Genomic DNA, 17,570 nt, shown 5'->3' on the forward strand with positions numbered 1-17,570 from the left:
GTTGGAGGGGCATGGCTAGTGTTTTCCTCAGCCACCGCGTCCCGGACGAGGACGCCGCGGTACGGCTGGCCACCGACTTACGCGGGCGTGGCCACGACGTCTGGCTGGACACCTGGGAGATCGGCCTGGGCGACTCCATCGTGGGCCGGATGAACGAAGGGCTGACCGGTTCGGCCTACGTCGTCCTGTGTTACTCCGATCACGGCGTCGCCACCCCGTGGATGAGCCGGGAGTGGATGTCGGCCCTGGCCCGCCAGCTCGACGGCGCGGGCGTCCGGGTCCTGCCGGTCCGGCTGACCGGCGGCTCGCCACCCGCGATCCTCGCCGACGTGAAGTACGCCGACCTCACCACGGACTGGGCGGGCGGCGTCGACGCCCTGCACCGGGCGCTCAGGTGAGCCGTGCGCGGACAACCTCTCTACATCGTGTGCGCCCAGGGCGAGGAACCGCTCGCCGAGCGGCTGGCCGAACCGCTGCGTGAGGCCGGCTACGAGGTGACGCACAGCGGCACCGTCGAGGTGGGGGAGTCGCACGTCGGCACGGCGGCGCGAGCACTGAGCTCCGGAGCGCCGATCGTGTTGTGCGCGACCACCCGCGCGGTCGGCAGCGCGTGGGCGCACCAGATCGTGAACGCCGGCCACTCCGACGGCGACAGCCGGGTCTTCGTCGTCCAGATGGAGAAGCAGGCCTACGTCGAGCAACTGGCCGTCCGCGCCAAGGTGGCCCGCTACCACGAGGACCCGGCCGCCGGCCTGCGTGACCTGCTCCAGGCCCTGGCCAAGCGCTTCCCGCCGGTCCCGGCCGCGCCGGACCCCGCCCCCGCCCGGCCGTCCGGCGGCAACGGCCAGTACCTCGACGAGCCCAGCCCGGCGGCGACCCCCGACCACCGCGCGATCGAGCGCTTCCGCGGGCAGCTTCGCGAGGAGGCCGTCGTCCGGTTGCCGGCCGCGCTGAGCCCGGCGGAGTTCCTCGCCCGCGCCGAGGTCTGGTCCGACGGGCGGCTGACCCGCGCCGGCGCCCTGCTGTTCGGCGTCAGCCCCACCGCCGCCTGCTCGTCGGCGATGGTGAAATGCGTGCGCTACTACGGTCTCGACCGCTCCGCGCGCCGCGACATCGAGGACTGCCTCGGTCCCCTGCCCGACCAGATCGTCGCCGCCCGCGCCTTCGTCGCCCGGCATGTACGGCGCGGCGAACGGCCCAGCGCCGAGCAGGCCGAGGCCGCCCCGGTCTACGACTACCCGATGATCGCGGTGCGCGAGGTGATCGCCAACGCGGTGGTCCACCGCGACTACTCCAGGGCCGAGGCCTGCGTGCACGTCCGGGTCTTCGACGACCGCCTGGAGATCAGCAGCCCAGGCGACTGGCTGGGCAAGGACCTGCCCGAGGGCGAGCCCCAGGAGCTGACCGGCTTCGACGGCCAGTCGCTCAAGCGCAACTACCGCCTGGCGCACCTGCTGTCGCTGGTGCGGCTGGTCGAGGGCGAGGGCAGCGGCATCCCGTCGGCGCTGCGCGACTGCCGCAGCGAGCGCAGCCCGACACCGGCCGTGGCGAAGGAGGGCGGCTTCATCACGGTCACCCTGTGGCCCTGCCCGCCCGAGGAGCCGCCCCCGGCCAAGTCCGCCGTCCCGCCCCTGCCCGCCGACCTGCCGCCGGGCACGCCGCACTTCGTCGGCCGCCAGGCCGAGCTGGACGCCCTGCTGGCCATGGACACGTCCGGTGCCGCGCCCCTCGTCACCGTGATCTCGGGGATGGGCGGGTCGGGCAAGACCGCCCTGGCCCTGCACTTCGCCCGGATCGCCCGCGAGCGCTTCCCTGACGGGCAGCTCTACGCCGACCTGGGCGGAGGCGACCGGTCGGACGTCGCCACGATCCTGCGGCGCTTCCTCCTGGCCCTCGGGGCGGACCCGGACACGCTGCCCGAGGACGTCCAGGAACGCGCGGCGCTCTTCCGCGGCCAGGTGGCCGGTCGCCGGATGCTGGTGCTCCTGGACAACGCCGGATCGGAGCAGCAGGTCCAGCCCCTGCTGCCGGGCACGCCGGGGCCCACGGTGCTCGTCACCAGCCGCCGGGGGCTTCCCGGGCTGGCCGCGAGCGTCGGCGCGCGACAGGTGAGCGTCGCCGACCTGCCCGCCGCGGAGGCCGTCGAGCTGCTGGCCCGGCGGCTGGAACCCGGCCGGGCCGAGGCCGAGCCGGAGGCGCTCGCCGAGCTGGCCCGGCTCTGCGGCCACCTGCCGCTGGCCCTGGCCATCGTGGCCGCCCGGGCGAGCGCCCAGCCGCTCCTCCCGCTGGCCGCGCTGGCCGACGACCTTCGCGACACCCGCGGGCGGCTGAACGAGCTGCAGGCCGGCGACCTGAACGTGCGGGCGGTGTTCTCGCTGGCCTACGGCACGCTCACCCCGGCAGCCGCGCGCATGTTCCGCCTGCTCGGCCTGCATCCGGGGCCGGAGTTCAGCGCCGCCGCCGCTGCGGCCCTCGCCGGGCTCGACCTGGCCGAAGGGCGGGCCGCGCTCCACGAGCTCCGTGCCGCCTCGCTCCTGGGCCAGGTCTCCGCCGACCGGTACCGCCTGCACGAGCTGCTCCGCAGCTACGCCCGGGAGGAGTCGCTGGCCGCCGACCACCCCGAGGAGCGACGCTCAGCCCTGCTCGGCATGCTCGACCACTACATCGAGCGCGTCTCGGCGGCCGAGCCGGAGTGGCTGCACCGGGAAAACCACATCGTGGTGTCCCTGGTGGCCATCGCCGCGGCGGAGGCCCTGGACGACCGGGTGGGCCTGCTGGCCCAGGGGATCACGCCCTACCTCGACCAGCAGGGCCGCTGGCGCGAGCTCCGTAACAGCCACGAGATCGCCCTGGCCGCCGCCGAACGCCTGGGCGACCACGCCGCCGTCGCCGACGCCCGGTCCGGCCTGGGGCTGGCCTACGCGCAGCTCGGCCGGTTCCAGCAGGCCGTCCAGTGCTTCACGCAGGCGCTCACGGGCTACGAGCGGCTGGGCGACCGGGGCGGGGCCGGACGCACCCGGCTCGTGCTGAGCGAGCTGCTGGAGCGCCACGCCGGGCGGGCCGAGGCCGCCTCCCATGCCGAACTGGCCCTGACCGCCTTCCGGGCCATCGGCGACCGGCACGGCGAGGCCCGGGCGCTCACCCAGACGGCCACGCTCCTGGCCGAGCAGGAACGCTACTCCGAGGCCCTCGCCCTGCTCGGCGCCGCGCTGGAGCTCTACCTCGACCTGAACGACGTCGCCGGTGAGGCGCGGGTGCTGGAGGAGCTGGGGCAGCTCCTCCAGCACCGCGGCGAGCCGGCCGAGGCGCTGGACCACTACGGCCGCGCCTTGGTCCTCTTCGAGGAGACCGGCGACCGGTACCGCGAGGCGGTCACGCTCGGCCGGGTGGGCGACCTGCGCGCCGAGACCGGCGCGGCGGCCCAGGCGCGCCAGGCGTGGCGGCGGGCCCACGACCTGCTCGCCGAGTTCGGCGACCCGGAAGCCGAGGTGCTCCGGTCGAAGCTGGGGGACGAGGGCCGGTCTCCGGACGAGTGGCCGACGATCGTGGCGATCGAGGCCCGGGGGATCCCCGGCCGCAGGCAGACGAGCCTGGTCCGCTCGGCCTTCACCCGCGCGGGCATCGCGTTGAACGCATGCCGCCTGGTGGAGCACGAGGACGGCCTGCTGATCCTCGCGCCCGGCGAGCTGCCCAAGGCGCCCTTCGCCGAGGCGCTGGCGCGGGAGCTGGCCTGGGTCTGGACCGGCCCGAGGGGCTCGGCGCTGCGGGTCGCCGTGCACGCGGGCGAGGTGCGCGAGACCGACGACGGACCGGCCGGCTCCGCGCTCGCCTACACCCGGCTGCTGGCCGCCGGGGTCCCGGCGATCGAGGGGACGATGTCGTTCGTGTTGTCCCCCTGGTTCTACGAGCACGTGGCGCAGCCGGGCGGGTACGGCCTGGTCTCCCTGCCGCTGAAGCAGGCCGAGGCGACGGCGTGGCGACAGTGCTTCCCGGAGGACGTCTGACCTCAGCCGCCCGAGGTCAGCGGCGTAGTTCGGCGCGTAGGTCCTCCGGGGTGGTGACCGGCAGGCGGCAGGCGAAGTTCCGGCACACGTACGCCGCCGGGGCGCCGTCCACCGGGGTGCGGCCCTCCAGGAGCGGCACCGCGCCCGGTCCGGTGGCCAGCACGAGGGGGACGCCGGACAGCAACGCCGCGCGCTGTAGGGCACGGGTGCGCGGGTCGGCGGGGTCGCCGACGATCGCCACCTCGACCGGGCCGGCCTGGGCGGCGACGGCGACGGCCAGGCCCCAGCCGGCGAAGCGGGCGTGCCCGCGGGCGAGCACCGAGACGGTGGCCAGGGCCGCGAGCGCGGCTTCACGGTGGCGTGGGGAGCCGGTCAGCGCCGAGTAGGTCAGCAACGCGCCGGCGGCGGCGAACTGGCCCGAGGGGGTGGCGTTGTCGGTCGGGTCCTGGGGCCGCTGGAAGAGCCGCTCGGCGTCGTCGGCGGTGTCGTAGAAGCCGCCCTCCCCGTCGGCGAAGTGCTCCAGGACCACCTCCAGGAGCGCCCCGGCCAGCTCGTACCAGCGCGGCTCGCCGCTCACCCCGAAGAGGGCGAGCAGGCCCTCGGCCAGGTCGGCGTAGTCCTCCAGCACGCCGGCGTTGTGGCCGGCGCGGCCGTCGCGGGAGGTGCGGACCAGCCGGCCGTCCCGCCAGTGCACCTCGTCGAGCAGGCGGGCCGCCGCGGTGGCGGCGTCGATCAGGTCGGGGCGGTCGAAGAGCAGGCCGGTCTCGGCGAGCGCCGCGATGGCCAGGCCGTTCCAGGCCGCGACCACCTTGTCGTCACGGCCGGGCCGGACGCGGAGCTCGCGGGCGGCCAGCAACGCCTGCCGTACGCGGTCGTAGCGGGCGCGGTCGCCGGGGTCGGCGAGGAGCTGGAGCACCGAGGAGCCGTGCTCGAAGGTGCCGGTGACCTCGAACAGCTCGGCCGCCCAGGCGCCGTCCTCGGGCCCAAGTACCTCGGTGAGCTGCTCGGGCGTCCAGACGTAGAAGCGGCCCTCCTCGCCCTCGCTGTCGGCGTCGAGCGCCGAGGCGAAGCCGCCCTCGGGCGTGCGCAGCTCGCGCAGCAGCCAGTCGGCGGTCTCCAGGGCGACCCGCCTGGCCAGCGGGTCGCCGGTCACGGCCCACCAGTGGCTGTAGACGCGCAGCAGGAGCGCGTTGTCGTAGAGCATCTTCTCGAAGTGCGGCACGACCCACTCGGCGTCCACGCTGTAGCGGGCGAAACCGCCGCCGAGCTGGTCGTACAGCCCGCCGCGCGCCATCCGCTCCAGCGTGGCCCCGCTCATCTCCCGCTCGCCGTACCGCAGCAGGAACTCCAGCGCCATGGACGGCGGGAACTTGGGCGCGCCCCCGAACCCGCCGTTGACCCCGTCGAACGCCGACCCCAGATGCTGTACGGCAAGCTCCAGCGTCTCGGCGGTGGGCGCCGGCCCCTTGGGCAGCGCGGTGCCGGCGTTGAGCACCTCGACGACCTTGGCGCCCTGCTTGAGCACCGAGTCACGGTCGTCGGTCCAGGTCTGGTGCACGGCGACGAGCAGCCGCTGGAACTGCGGCCGGGGGAAGTAGGTGCCGCAGTAGAACGGGTCGCCGCCGGGCGTGGCGAAGACCGTCATCGGCCAGCCGCCCTGCTGGATCATCGCCTGCGTCGCGGACATGTAGACCGCGTCCACGTCGGGCCGCTCCTCGCGGTCGACCTTGATGTTGACGAAGAAGGTGTTCATCAGCTCGGCGGTGGCCGGGTCCTCGAAGCTCTCGTGAGCCATGACATGACACCAGTGGCACGCGCTGTAGCCCACGCTGATCAGCAGGGGGACGTCGCGCTCGCGGGCGGCCTCGAAGGCCTCGGGCCCCCATTCGTACCAGTCGACGGGATTGTCGGCATGCTGGAGGAGGTATGGGCTCGTGGCGTTCCGCAACCGGTTCACCGGTTCAGCCTAACCAGGCCGTCGCGGGCCGGGGTATGCCGACATCCGGGGGTCAGGGCGTAGTCTCCGTGAGCGTGGACCTCGATTACGTGTGCGCGCACGCCGGCCGTTCCCCGCTGGCGCTGACCAGGCGGGACGTGGCCAGGGCGCTGCTGGCCGTACCGTCGGGGGTGGCGCTGGTGGCGCTGCCCGACCTGCGCAAGGAGCTGCTGGCGGCGGGCAACCCGCTGTCGGTCACGTTCTGGGAGAGCGCCAAGGCCACGCTGAGCTCGATCGAGGCGGGCCAGGCCACCGTGGGGGACGTGCAGCGGTGGCTGGAGGCGACCGGCACGGAGCCGATCCTGCTGACCTCCACCTACTTCCTGTGGCCGGAGGAGGACGAGCGCGGCCCGGTGGCCGAGGAGATGCACGCCCGGCTGGTCGCGGAGCTGGAGGCGCTGGTCGAGGCGGGCACGATCGACCCCGACGCGCTGGCACGCGGCGAGGGGACGGCCCGGCGGACCTACGAGCAGGTGCAGGAGGCGTGGCTGAACACGCCGCTGCCGGACGGCCGCGTCCCCGAGCACGTCGTCGCCGAGGAGCAGGACGCCGAGCTGATGGCGGGCTGGGACGAGCAGGAGGAACTGGCGCTGAGCGAGCTGCGCCGCATCCTGGACGAGCTGCCGGCCCGGCCCGGACGGCCGCAGGCGGCGCTGGAGGCCGCGGCTAGCAGGCTGCGGCAGGTGCTGGACTTCCCCGGCTACCCGGGCAACGTGCTGCGGGCGTGCGCGGGCTTCGACGACCGGGCGGTGCCCGAGGGGGCCGAGGAGCTGTGGCTGGCGGTCACCGCCGGGGTGGCCGGGCCGATCTCCGACCTGCCGGAGGAGGACGACGACCCCGAGGAGTTCGGGCGCCTGGACGAGGAGCTGACGCCGGAGGACGAGGCGCTGGCCGCGCTGTGTTCGATCTCGCACGCCGACTGGCTGGCCGTGGTGGCGGCGCTGGCGCGGCTCGGGCCGGGCACGCCCGCCTCGCCCGAGCGGCTGGCCCGGCTGGTGGCCGACTCCGTGGACGTGGAGCAGGCCGACGACGAGCCGGACGACGTGGAGACGCTGGAGGGACTGTTCGTCCAGGTGGTCGCGCTCTGGGCGCACCTGGGCGTGGTGGACGAGGACGAGGCGCTCACCCCGCTGGGCTGGTGGGGCCTGCCCGCCGCGCTGGAGCGCGCCTGGTCGCCGGAGTGAGCCTCAGGCCGGGGCGAGCAGGTCCTTGTACTCCGGGTGCCGCTCGATGAACCGCGAGATGTACGGGCACAGCGGCCGGACGGTGAGGCCCGTGTCGCGCGAGACGTCGAGGGCGTGCTTGACCAGCTTGCCGGCCAGCCCCTGCCCCTCGTGCTCCGGGAAGACCTCCGTGTGCGTGAACACCACGGTCGTGCCTCGGAGCTGGTACTCGGCGAAGCCGGCGAGCTCCCCGTCCAGGGTGATCTCGAACCGGCTCCGCTCGGGGGCGTCGGTGACTTCCAGGCCCATGTCAGTCCTTGTCGAGGTCGGCTTCGCGCGGAACTTCGATCTTCGCCATCTGCTTGTTCATCGACTTGATGAGGAAGTAGAGGGCGACGCCGATGAGCGCCACGACCAGGAAGGCGATGACCCCGGGGCCGTACGGGCTGTTGGCAACGCTGCTGTTCACCCTTCCAGACTACTCAGCCCTGGAGAGCTCCTCACAGTGGATGCCCGCGAACAGGTCGCCCTCGGGCAGGTCGGTGTCGACCAGCGAGCGCGCCAGGTGGTAGTCCTCGGTCGGCCAGATCTCCTGCTGCAGTTCGCGCGGGCAGGAGAAGAACCAGCCGTCCGGGTCGATCTGGGTGGCGTGCGCCAGCAGGGCGTTGTCGCGCTGCTCGAAGTAATCGGCGCAGGGCACGCGGGTGGTCACCGGCCACTTCTGCGGGCGGTCCTCCCAGCGGGCGATCCAGTCGGCGTACGGCGAGCCGATCCCGCGCTCGGTCATGGCCTCGTGCAGGGCCTCGAACCGGGCCTTGGTGAAGCCCATGTGGTAGTAGAGCTTGAGCGGCTGCCACGGCTCGCCGGTGCCCGGGTAGCGGTCGGGGTCGCCGGCCGCCTCGAACGCCTCGACCGAGACGCGGTTGGTCATGATGTGGTCGGGGTGCGGGTAGCCGCCGTCGTCGTCGTAGGTGATGATCACGTGCGGGCGGAACTCACGCACCGCGGCGATCAGCGGGGCGGCCGCCTTCTCCAGCGGCTGCAGGGCGAAGCAGCCCTCGGGCAGCTCCTCCTCCTCGCTCTCCGGCAGGCCGGAGTCGATGAAGCCCATGAACTGCTGCTTCACGCCCAGGATCTCGCGCGCCCGCTCCATCTCCAGCCGGCGGACCTCAGCGATGTTGGCCACGACCTCGGGGCGGTCCATCTTGGGGTTCAGCACCGAGCCCCGCTCGCCCCCGGTGAGCGTACAGACCAGCACGTCCACGCCTTCCGCGACATAGCGTGCCATCGTCGCGGCGCCCTTGCTCGACTCGTCGTCGGGGTGCGCGTGGACTGCCATCAGTCTCAGGGGTGCACTCACAGTTGGGATCCTCAGATAGTTTCACATCGGGCGTCGGGCGCAGGGGCAAGACCCCCGCGGGCGACAATTGTCTCGGATAACGCCGAGGAAGTGCAGGGAGATTCCGCCATGGCCACCAGAGATGTCGAGAACGGTCCAGTTCTCGGCACCCCCGACGACTTCCCCGACCGGCCGCAGCGACAAGGACGCCTGGTCGTGCACGTCGTCATCGGGGTGCTGGTGGCGATCTTCATGGGCGGATGGGGGTATGTGGTCTGGATCGCGACCGGCGACGCCGGCGTGCCGAGCCGGGTGCTCACGTTCAACGTGAAGGCGCCCGACCGCGCCGAGATCACCTTCGCCCTCACCAAGCCCGACGAGCGCACGGCCCGCTGCCGGATCCAGGCCCTGGACAAGAACCACGTGGAAGTCGGCAGCAAGGAAGTAACGATTGCCGCTGGTGAGGGTATGAACCAACTCAAGGAGAGCCTGCAGACCAGTGCTCAGGCGTCTTCCGTCCACATCCAGTACTGCAATCTCGTATAGTGAGACATTTGGGGAAGCGATCGAACGGCTGACTTGTTAGCCTTTCGCAATTCAGCGGACCCAACTGACAGGGCCCCCTAGGCAAGCAAGGAGAACCCGTGGCCGACTCGCGCGATGAGAACGTCACCTGGCTGACGCAGGAGGCGTACGACCGCCTGAAGGCGGAGTACGAGCACCTCTCGGGCCCCGGGCGCGTCGACATCGCCAAGAAGATCGAGGCCGCCCGCGAGGAGGGCGACCTGAAGGAGAACGGCGGCTACCACGCCGCCAAGGACGAGCAGGGCAAGATGGAGGCCCGCATCTTCCACCTCCGGCAGATCCTCGACAACGCCAAGGTCGGCGAGGCCCCCACCACCGAGGGCGTGGTGGGCCCCGGCATGACCGTCACCATCCGGTTCGAGGGTGACGAGGACGAAGTCACCTTCCTGCTGGCCTCCCGCGAGGAGAGCGGGGCGCCGATCGACGTCTACTCGCCCAAGTCCCCCCTCGGCGCGGCGATCAACGGCAAGAAGATCGGCGAGCGGGCGACCTACGCCATGCCCAACGGCCGCCAGAACACGGTCGAGATCCTCGAGGCTGTGCCGTACGTCGGCAACTGACCCCAGAAGAACGGATCCGCCGGGCCCCCTTAGGCCCGGCGGACTTTTCGCATGGGATCAGGGGGGACCTGGCCTATCTGTTCCGCCGTTTCCGCCGGCGTCCCCCCGAGCCCGTCCCGCAGCCGCTGCCCTACTGGGGCGCTCCGCCGCCGCAGCCGCCCCGCCGGCGTGACCACCGGCGGTTCGTGCCCTACATCGCCGGCACGCTGACCGCCGTCCTCATCGTCGACCTCCTGCTGCTGTACGGCCCGGCGGCCCCCGAGCCCGAGCGCGTGGCGCAGCAACGGCCACGGACCTCACCGGCCGCCGAGATCGTCCAGCCGCCCCCGTCGCGCCCGGCCGTCGCCCCGCTGGGGGAGCTGCGCAAGCCCAACCTGTTCGTGGTGACGCGCAAGCCGTTCACCATGGACCAGCTCCGCAAGGTCGCCGCCCAGCGCGGCGTGCGCGCGCTGGAGCTGGCCGACGCCGCCGCGGTGACCATCGACGGCAAGCGGGTGCAGACGCTCGGCATCGACCCCTCGACCTTCCGCGCCTTCACCCCCAAGGTCACCGCCTCCTCCGACGCGTTGTGGAGCACGGTGGCCGCGGGGGACATCGCGGTCTCCTTCGTGCTGGGCACCGACGGCGGCCTCACCCTGCGCCGCAAGGTCCGCGGCCCGCAGGGTCCGCTGCGGGTGGGCGCCTACGCCACCACCGGGCTGGGCGCGGTCGACGCGCTCGTCTCCAAGCGCACCGCGCGTGACCTCGGCCTGCCGCGCGACAACGCGCTCATCGTCAGCGCGCCCGAGACCGACTCCGCGGCGCTGCGCCGCAAGCTGCTGCGCCTGCTGCCCAGGGGCACGCAGATCGCCACGGTCAACCCGGTCGCGCCGCCCACCGCCACGCTCCAGGTCACCCCGCTCATGTCGGTCTCGCAGCTCCAGACCGCGTTGCAGGCCGCGTACGGCAAGCTCGGCCGCCCCTACGTCTGGGGCGCGGAAGGGCCCGACAGCTTCGACTGCTCCGGCCTGGTGCAGTGGGCCTACGCGCAGGCCGGGATCAAGATGCCGCGGGTGACCCACCAGCAGTGGGTCGCCGGGCCGCAGATCCCGCTGGCGCAGGCCCAGCCCGGCGACCTCATCTTCTGGCGGCACGACCCCACCAACCCCGGCTACATCTCGCACGTCGCCATCTACTGGGGCAACGGGCAGATGTTGCACGCGCCGCGCACCGGCGACGTCGTGAAGCTCGCGCCGGTGACGACGAAGAACCTCGCCGGGGTGGTGCGCATCAGCCCGCAGGTGGCGGCGCGGGTTCGCTGAGCCGGCGCGACTCGGCGGCGGTCCAGGCGAAGACGCCTCGGGCCATCAGCGAGGGTTCGGTCTCGGCTCGCCTGCCGTACACCTCGGCTCTGATCTCGTGCAGGGCCGGGTCGTCGGGCGCGGCCTGGACGGCGAGCTCGGCCAGGTGGCCGGCGAGGCGGGCGTCGCCGTCGGCCAGCGCGGTGCGGGCGGCCTCGGCCAGGCGGGCGGGGCCTCCGGCGAGTTCGGCGAGCTTGGCGGCCAGCACCGCGTCGGGGGCGGGTTTGAGCCGGGCCGGGTTGCCGTCGTACCAGCCGCCGTACAGCCGCCAGAGGTTGCGCACCACGAACTCCGGCTCGTCGTAGAGCGCCTGCAGGTAGGGCCGGTCGCGCAGCCGCTCGGGGGGTCGCACGGCCTGGACGATGGTGTCGAGGCGGGCGCCGGAGTTGAGCAGGTCGAGGGTCTGCTCGACCATGCTCTCCAGCCACTCGGCGGTCTCGACGAGCGCCTGCTCGACGCGGTCGGCGCCGAAGATCGGGGCGCCGTGGGAGGGCAGCATGATCTCGGCGCGCAGGGTGGCCATCCGGCGCAGCGCGATCGCCCACTCGCGCGGATAGCGCTGCACCTTCTGGGGGTTCCCACAGTTGGGCGAGACCCAGATGAACAGGTCGCCGGGCAGCAGGATCCGGGCTTCGGGGACGAAGGCGACGGTGGCGTCGTCGGTCTCGCCCTTGGCGTGGAAGAGCTCGAAGGTCCACCCGCCGCGTTGGAGCGTGAGCTCGTCGCGGTAGGTCAGGTCGGGGTGACGGTAATCGAGCGGCCAGGTGAGGTCCGGGATCTGGAACTGGCGCTGGTTGATGACGGCGTTGTAGCCGTTGGTGAGGACGTAGCGGTCGAAGCGCTCGGCGACCGCCTCGTGGGCGACCACGGTGACCGGGCCCTCGGCGTCGAAGGGGCCGACGCCCGAGACGTGGTCGATGTGGCCGTGGGAGAAGATCGCGGTGCCCAGCGGCTCGACGGCCCAGGCGCGGACGTCGGTGTGCAGCTTCTGGGCGCCCATGGGGTTGCCGGTGTCGAAGAGGACGAGTTCGCCCTCGCCGCGGAAGACGACGGAGTTGCCGAAGCCGCTGACGAAGCCGACGCCGTCGAGCACGTCGGCGACGGGACGGCGGCCGGCCGCGAGGGCGGCGATGTTGTCGAGGCGTTCGCCGCGCCAGACGGCGTCCGCGTGTTGCCGGAGATCCACCCGTGACTCCTTCTCCCAGAACTTTGTTCCGGCCATCATGACGCGCCTGTCAAGACCTTGGCAGTGCCGGGAAACGATGTAATGTTGATTACATGGATAGTGACGAGGTAGTAGCCCAGCTCCGCGGCTGGTTCACCGGCCGCCTCCCGGAGGACTGGTTCACCGGTCCGGTCGAGCTCGTGATCGACCGCGAGGAGATCGCCGTCATCGGCACCCTGCCCGAACCCGCCACCGAGTCCGAGGTGGAGAAGGCCGCCCAGATCGACGGCCTCATCCGGCGCTTCCGCGAGGAGACCCGCGAGCGCCGCATCGAGATCGCCCGCGAGGCCGAGCGCCGCTTCCGCCGCAAGGTGGCCTGGGGGGTCGCCTGCGGTGGCGACACGGTGATGTTCACCACACTGTCCGTGCCCGTGATGACCCGGTTGCGGCAGTCCGAGCGCCAGGTTCTCGACACGCTGGTGGCCGCCGGCGTGGCGCGCAGCCGCAGCGACGCGCTCGCCTGGTGCGTGCGACTCGTCGGCCGGCACACCGACACGTGGCTGAATGATTTGCGCGACGCGCTGCAGCATGTGGACCGCGTGCGCGCCGCCGGACCCGATGTCGGCGGCCAGAAAATGGACTAAACCATTTCCGGCATTGGTTTAGACCACCCTGAATGGACTGAACCAGTCGATGAATGGTTTTAGTTAATCTGCTTCTCTGTGGGTAGGCTCCCCCAATCACCTGCGGCGACAGCCGTACAGAGGTCTATGCCAATTGGCCTTTGCGGCACATTGTCGTTAATGATGTCTGGGCCGCAGGGAGAGAGTGGAGGAGCCGCCGCCGTGTCCGTATCCGTCGAAGTGAAAGCCCCCACGACCAATGCAGAATTGGTCGCGTGGGTCAATGAGATCGCTGCCCTGACCCAGCCTGACCGGATCGAGTGGTGCGACGGGTCCGAGGCGGAGTGGACCCGCCTGACCAACCTGCTCGTGGAGCAGGGCACCTTCACCAGGCTGTCCAAGCGCCCCAACAGCTTCTACGCCAAGTCCGACCCGAGCGACGTGGCCCGCGTCGAGGACCGCACCTACATCTGCTCCGAGCGCGAGCAGGACGCCGGCCCCACCAACAACTGGATCGCCCCCGCCGAGATGCGCCGCACCTTCGGCGAGCTGTTCCAGGGCAGCATGCGCGGGCGCACGATGTACGTCGTGCCCTTCTGCATGGGCCCGCTGGGCGGCGACATCTCCCAGCTCGGCGTGGAGATCACCGACTCGCCGTACGTCGTCGTCTCGATGCGCATCATGACCCGCATGGGCGAGCCGGCGCTGCGGCTGATCGAGGAGCGCGGCGAGTTCGTCAAGGCGGTGCACTCCGTCGGTGCCCCGCTGGAGCCCGGCCAGCAGGACGTGCCCTGGCCGTGCAGCAGCACCAAGTACATCAGCCACTTCCCCGAGACCCGCGAGATCTGGTCCTACGGCTCCGGCTACGGCGGCAACGCCCTGCTCGGCAAGAAGTGCTACGCCCTGCGCATCGCCAGCGCCATGGCCCGCGACGAGGGCTGGCTGGCCGAGCACATGCTCATCCTCAAGCTCACCCCGCCCAGCGGCGAGACCCGCTACGTCGCCGCCGCCTTCCCCAGCGCCTGCGGCAAGACCAACCTCGCCATGCTCCAGCCGACCATCCCCGGCTGGAAGGTCGAGACGGTCGGCGACGACATCGCCTGGATGCGCTTCGGCGACGACGGCCGCCTGTACGCCATCAACCCCGAGGCCGGCTTCTTCGGCGTCGCCCCCGGCACCGGCCAGACCACCAACGCCAACGCGGTCAAGACGCTGTGGGGCAACAGCATCTTCACCAACGTCGCCCTCACCGACGACGGCGACGTGTGGTGGGAGGGCCTCACCGACGAGCCCCCCGCGCACCTGACCGACTGGAAGGGCCGCGACTGGACGCCGGACTCCGCGGAGCCGGCCGCCCACCCCAACGCCCGCTTCACCACCCCCGCCGCCCAGGCGCCCACCATCGCGCCGGAGTGGCAGGACCCCAAGGGCGTGCCCATCTCCGCGATCCTGTTCGGCGGCCGCCGCGCCACGGCGGTCCCGCTCGTGACCGAATCGCTGAGCTGGCAGCACGGTGTCTTCCTCGGAGCCAACGTCGCCTCCGAGAAGACCGCCGCCGCCGAGGGCAAGGTCGGCGAGCTGCGTCACGACCCCTTCGCGATGTTGCCGTTCTGCGGCTACAACATGGGCGACTACTTCGGCCACTGGCTGAAGATCGGCCGGCGTGAAGGGGCCAAGCTGCCCCGGATCTACTACGTGAACTGGTTCCGCAAGAACGAGCAGGGCCAGTTCATCTGGCCGGGCTTCGGCGAGAACAGCCGCGTGCTCAAGTGGATCGTCGACCGCCTCAACGGCGAGGCGTCGGCCGTGCCGACCCCCATCGGGTTGCTGCCCAAGGAGATCGACACCGAAGGGCTGTCGATCTCCGAGGACGACCTGACGACGCTGCTCAGCGTCGACAAGGAGGTCTGGCGCGAGGAGGCGTCGCTGATCCCGGCGCACTTCGACAAGTTCGGCACGCACCTTCCCAAGGAACTGTGGGAGGAGTACAACGCTCTGCTGGACCGGCTGGCCTGATCCCCTGGCGGAACCCCATGGGAGGTGCTAAGCGTCTCCCATGGGGGATTTCCTGAGGCTGGGCGTCGGCATCGGCTGGCGCGCCGAGATCGATCTGACCGTCGAACGGCTGCCCGGCGTCGACTTCGCGGAGGTCGTCGCCGAGCACCTGCACCCTCCGCACCTGCCCGAGTCCCTCCAGGTGCTCCGCTCCCGCGGCCTGCCGGTCGTCCCGCACGGCGTCAGCCTGGGCGTCGGCGACGCCGCCCGGCCCTCCGCGGTACGGCTGGCGCATCTCGCCGCCTGCGCCGAGGCGCTCGGCTCGCCCCTCGTCAGCGAACACCTCGCCTTCGTGCGAGCCGGCGGCCTGGAAGCCGGCCACCTCCTGCCCGTCCCGCGCACCCGCGAGGCCCTCGGCGTCATCGTCGAGAACGTACGGCAGGCCCAGGACTCCCTGCCGGTGCCACTCGCCCTGGAGAACGTCGCCGCCCTCTTCGGCTGGCCCGAGGACGAGCTGACCGACGCGCAGTTCCGCACCGAACTGGTCGAACGCACCGACGTCCTGCTGCTGATCGACGTCGCCAACCTCTACACCAACCAGGTCAACCTCGGCCTGTCCGCGCTCGACGCGCTCGACGACCTGCCCCTGGAACGGCTGGCCTACGTGCACGTCGCCGGAGGCGAGGAACACGCCGGGATCTGGCACGACACCCACACCCACGCCGTCCCCGAACCCGTGCTCGAGGTTCTCGCCGAGCTGTGCGCGCGGACCTCGCCTCCAGGGGTTCTACTGGAGTGGGATGACGACTACCCGAGCGACGCGGCGCTCGCCGCCGAACTCGGCCGGATCCGGAAGGTCGTGGGCCATGGACCGTAACGACGCCGCCTACCTCAGCGGCGGGCGCCGGCGCGTCGCGCTGGCCGTACTCGTCGGGCTCATCCAGGACGGGCGGTTACGCCTGTCGCGCGGGTCGTGGCTGATGCCCGTCTCCGGGGCCGTCGCCCGGGACCCGATCGAGCGCCTGGCCCTGGAGCGGGCCGACCACCTGCACGCCATCTGGCGGCGGGTCGAGCAGGGCGTCTCGGCCCGGGCCGCCGAGGCGCGGTTGCGGGAGCAGGGGCTGGCCGTCCGCGGCCTCTTCGGGCTTCGGGCCACCGACTCGGGTCGTTCGGCGCTCGCCCTGCTCGTTCAGACCGCCGATCCCGTCATGGCCGTTGCCCTGGGGGGTATCCCGGCCATCGTGGACCCTGAGGTACGGCTCGCCTTCACCACCGCCACGGCCGCCCGCGTCCCTCGCCGCGTCGGCCGCGTCCGCACCGGCGGACGCCCTCGAGCGGGTCGCGGCTCCGGCTCAGCCACCGGCTGCGGCGGCGGTTGCGGTGGGAGCAGCGGCGGGAGCAGCGGTGGGAGCAGTTGCGGCAGCGGAGGCGGCGGCGGAGGTTGCGGCGGCGGCGGAGGCTGCGGTGGTGGCGGGGCTTGACCCGTCGCCCGAGCGGCCCGCCGAGCGGGAGGCTGGGGCGCGGGGGCGGTTGGCTGAGGGGCAGGCCCGGGTGGTGGCCGCGCTGGTTGCCCGGGGTGAGGTGCCCGCCGGGTTCGATCCCGCGCGGATGGCGGTGCAGGCAGCGAGCCTGGTGGCCAAGCGGCGCGCCGTCGTCGCCCGGCTGCGGCCTGACCTGCGGGAGATCGCGGGGGCCGGCTACGCCCGCGAGTTCGCCGCCTACGCCGCGGCCAGGACGGAACCCCCGACCGGCTACCGCGCCGACGCCGAGGACTTCGCGACGTGGCTGCGGAAACGGCACCCCCAGTCGCGGTGGCGACGCTGGATCCGACGTCTCTCCCCGTAGCCGGTAGTGGCGCTGGACCCTTAACCGAGGGCCGGGCTCTTGTCCTGACCGGTCGAGAGATCCTATGTTTGCCGCGTGATTGTGGACGCGCACCAGCACTTCTGGTCCCTGGAGAGCGGCCGGTACGGCTGGCTGACCCCCGAGTTCGGCGTGCTGTACCGAGACTACGCCCCGGAAGACCTCCAACCTCACCTCCACCAGGCGGGCGTAGACCGCACGGTGCTGGTCCAGGCGGCAGACTCGCTCGCGGAGACCGACGCGATGCTCGCCCAGGCCGACCGGCACGAGTTCATCGGCGCGGTGGTGGGCTGGTTGCCGCTCACCGACCCGGCGGCCACCGCGACGGCCCTCGGCACCTACGGAAAGCACCCCAAGTTCGTAGGCGTCCGCCACCTGATCCACGAGGAGCCGGACCCCGACTGGCTGGTGCGGGAGCCGGTGCAGGAGTCCCTGGGCCTGCTGGCCGAGCACGGCCTGAGCTTCGACGTGGTCTCCCTGCTCCCCAGGCACCTGGAGCACGTGGTGACCACCGCCGCCCGCCACCCGGGCCTGAGACTGGTGATCGACCACCTGTCCAAGCCGCGGATCAAGGACGCCGGCTGGGAGCCGTGGGCCGGGCAACTGGCCGAGTGCGCCCGGTTCGCCAACGTCCACGCCAAGGTCTCGGGCCTGGTGACCGAGGCCGACCACGAGCGGTGGACCCTCGACGACCTGAGGCCGTATGTGGCGCACGCGCTGGCCTGCTTCGGCCCGGAGCGGCTGATGGCGGGCAGCGACTGGCCGGTGTGCCTGCTGGCGGGGGACTACGAGCGGGTGTGGGACGCCTACCGTACCCTCCTGAGCGGGAGCGACACGGCCAGGGTCCTGGGCGGGACCGCGCGGGAGTTCTACCGCTTTGACCGCTGAAAAGCCGTTTAACAGGTGATAACCAGGAAACGTCAGTGACGTGGGAGGA

Annotated in this window: 17 protein-coding genes; 12 read left to right on the top strand and 5 right to left on the bottom strand. The window is 72.2% G+C overall.

Annotated features, from left to right (window positions below; all coding sequences use genetic code 11):
• Positions 1–11 precede the first annotated feature (11 nt).
• A complete protein-coding gene (locus ACIBG7_RS33630) occupies positions 12–398 on the top strand; it encodes a toll/interleukin-1 receptor domain-containing protein (protein WP_357923308.1) in 387 nt (128 codons plus the stop codon).
• 3 nt (positions 399–401) lie between these two features.
• Positions 402–4,004 carry a tetratricopeptide repeat protein gene (locus ACIBG7_RS33635; RefSeq protein ID WP_397338790.1) on the top strand — a complete coding sequence of 1,201 codons (3,603 nt, stop codon included), beginning with the start codon at positions 402–404 and terminating at the stop codon, positions 4,002–4,004.
• 16 nt (positions 4,005–4,020) lie between these two features.
• Here the strand turns inward: ACIBG7_RS33635 and ACIBG7_RS33640 are convergent, their stop codons facing one another.
• A complete protein-coding gene (locus ACIBG7_RS33640; protein WP_397338791.1) occupies positions 4,021–5,961 on the bottom strand; it encodes a thioredoxin domain-containing protein in 1,941 nt (646 codons plus the stop codon).
• Between the two features lie 74 nt (positions 5,962–6,035).
• Between ACIBG7_RS33640 and ACIBG7_RS33645 the strand changes: the two genes are divergently transcribed.
• Complete coding sequence (locus tag ACIBG7_RS33645) at positions 6,036–7,184, top strand: hypothetical protein (RefSeq protein WP_397338792.1); 1,149 nt, start codon at positions 6,036–6,038, stop codon at positions 7,182–7,184.
• A gap of 3 nt (positions 7,185–7,187) precedes the next feature.
• Here ACIBG7_RS33645 and ACIBG7_RS33650 read toward each other — a convergent pair whose 3' ends face one another.
• Genes ACIBG7_RS33650 through mca form a run of 3 tightly spaced genes read right to left on the bottom strand, consistent with a single transcriptional unit; the run spans position 7,188 to position 8,502 of the window.
• Positions 7,188–7,472: a GNAT family N-acetyltransferase gene (locus tag ACIBG7_RS33650; protein WP_357934724.1), complete on the bottom strand. Its 285-nt coding sequence runs from the start codon at positions 7,470–7,472 to the stop codon at positions 7,188–7,190.
• 1 nt (position 7,473) lies between these two features.
• A complete protein-coding gene (locus tag ACIBG7_RS33655; protein WP_397338793.1) occupies positions 7,474–7,632 on the bottom strand; it encodes a hypothetical protein in 159 nt (52 codons plus the stop codon).
• A gap of 9 nt (positions 7,633–7,641) precedes the next feature.
• A complete protein-coding gene (gene mca, locus ACIBG7_RS33660) occupies positions 7,642–8,502 on the bottom strand; it encodes a mycothiol conjugate amidase Mca (protein ID WP_397338794.1) in 861 nt (286 codons plus the stop codon).
• 129 nt (positions 8,503–8,631) lie between these two features.
• Between mca and ACIBG7_RS33665 the strand changes: the two genes are divergently transcribed.
• The 3 genes from ACIBG7_RS33665 (at position 8,632) to ACIBG7_RS33675 (ending at position 10,948) form a co-directional block, all read left to right on the top strand.
• Positions 8,632–9,048, top strand: coding sequence for a DUF4307 domain-containing protein (locus ACIBG7_RS33665; RefSeq protein WP_357934716.1), 417 nt, complete (start codon positions 8,632–8,634; stop codon positions 9,046–9,048).
• 98 nt (positions 9,049–9,146) lie between these two features.
• Complete coding sequence (gene greA / locus ACIBG7_RS33670; RefSeq protein WP_357934713.1) at positions 9,147–9,647, top strand: transcription elongation factor GreA; 501 nt, start codon at positions 9,147–9,149, stop codon at positions 9,645–9,647.
• 185 nt (positions 9,648–9,832) lie between these two features.
• Positions 9,833–10,948: a C40 family peptidase gene (locus ACIBG7_RS33675; RefSeq protein ID WP_357934710.1), complete on the top strand. Its 1,116-nt coding sequence runs from the start codon at positions 9,833–9,835 to the stop codon at positions 10,946–10,948.
• On the opposite strand, the gene ACIBG7_RS33680 is transcribed toward ACIBG7_RS33675, so the two are convergent.
• Entirely contained in the window at positions 10,917–12,173 is a 1,257-nt protein-coding gene (locus ACIBG7_RS33680; protein ID WP_397338795.1) for an alkyl sulfatase dimerization domain-containing protein, read from the bottom strand. The two genes, ACIBG7_RS33675 and ACIBG7_RS33680, sit on opposite strands and share 32 nt — an antisense overlap.
• 92 nt (positions 12,174–12,265) lie before the next feature.
• Here ACIBG7_RS33680 and ACIBG7_RS33685 point away from each other — a divergent pair, with 92 nt between their 5' ends.
• The 6 genes from ACIBG7_RS33685 (at position 12,266) to ACIBG7_RS33710 (ending at position 17,521) form a co-directional block, all read left to right on the top strand.
• Entirely contained in the window at positions 12,266–12,796 is a 531-nt protein-coding gene (locus tag ACIBG7_RS33685; protein WP_357934705.1) for a hypothetical protein, read from the top strand.
• Positions 12,797–12,958: 162 nt separating this feature from the next.
• Positions 12,959–14,791 carry a phosphoenolpyruvate carboxykinase (GTP) gene (locus ACIBG7_RS33690; RefSeq protein ID WP_397338821.1) on the top strand — a complete coding sequence of 611 codons (1,833 nt, stop codon included), beginning with the start codon at positions 12,959–12,961 and terminating at the stop codon, positions 14,789–14,791.
• 40 nt (positions 14,792–14,831) lie between these two features.
• On the top strand, positions 14,832–15,647 hold the full coding sequence (locus ACIBG7_RS33695; RefSeq protein WP_397338796.1) for a DUF692 domain-containing protein: 816 nt from the start codon (positions 14,832–14,834) through the stop codon (positions 15,645–15,647).
• On the top strand, positions 15,637–16,251 hold the full coding sequence (locus ACIBG7_RS33700) for a TIGR04222 domain-containing membrane protein (protein WP_357934696.1): 615 nt from the start codon (positions 15,637–15,639) through the stop codon (positions 16,249–16,251). Before ACIBG7_RS33695 ends, ACIBG7_RS33700 begins: the two co-directional genes overlap by 11 nt.
• Positions 16,238–16,615 carry a hypothetical protein gene (locus ACIBG7_RS33705; protein WP_397338797.1) on the top strand — a complete coding sequence of 126 codons (378 nt, stop codon included), beginning with the start codon at positions 16,238–16,240 and terminating at the stop codon, positions 16,613–16,615. Before ACIBG7_RS33700 ends, ACIBG7_RS33705 begins: the two co-directional genes overlap by 14 nt.
• Positions 16,616–16,690: 75 nt before the next feature.
• A complete protein-coding gene (locus ACIBG7_RS33710; protein ID WP_357934690.1) occupies positions 16,691–17,521 on the top strand; it encodes an amidohydrolase family protein in 831 nt (276 codons plus the stop codon).
• Positions 17,522–17,570 lie beyond the last annotated feature (49 nt).

This window comes from Nonomuraea sp. NPDC050328, assembly GCF_044459405.1.
GTDB lineage: Bacteria > Actinomycetota > Actinomycetes > Streptosporangiales > Streptosporangiaceae > Nonomuraea.

Excerpts from the sequence above, each read along its gene's own strand:
- ACIBG7_RS33665 (WP_357934716.1), top strand. The coding sequence starts at position 8,632 with ATGGCCACCAGAGATGTCGAGAACGGTCCAGTTCTCGGCACCCCCGAC.
- ACIBG7_RS33685 (WP_357934705.1), top strand. The coding sequence starts at position 12,266 with ATGGATAGTGACGAGGTAGTAGCCCAGCTCCGCGGCTGGTTCACCGGC.
- ACIBG7_RS33700 (WP_357934696.1), top strand. The coding sequence starts at position 15,637 with ATGGACCGTAACGACGCCGCCTACCTCAGCGGCGGGCGCCGGCGCGTC.
- ACIBG7_RS33630 (WP_357923308.1), top strand. The coding sequence starts at position 12 with ATGGCTAGTGTTTTCCTCAGCCACCGCGTCCCGGACGAGGACGCCGCG.
- ACIBG7_RS33650 (WP_357934724.1), bottom strand. The coding sequence starts at position 7,472 with ATGGGCCTGGAAGTCACCGACGCCCCCGAGCGGAGCCGGTTCGAGATC.
- mca (WP_397338794.1), bottom strand. The coding sequence starts at position 8,502 with ATGGCAGTCCACGCGCACCCCGACGACGAGTCGAGCAAGGGCGCCGCG.
- ACIBG7_RS33690 (WP_397338821.1), top strand. The coding sequence starts at position 12,959 with ATGTCTGGGCCGCAGGGAGAGAGTGGAGGAGCCGCCGCCGTGTCCGTA.
- ACIBG7_RS33695 (WP_397338796.1), top strand. The coding sequence starts at position 14,832 with ATGGGGGATTTCCTGAGGCTGGGCGTCGGCATCGGCTGGCGCGCCGAG.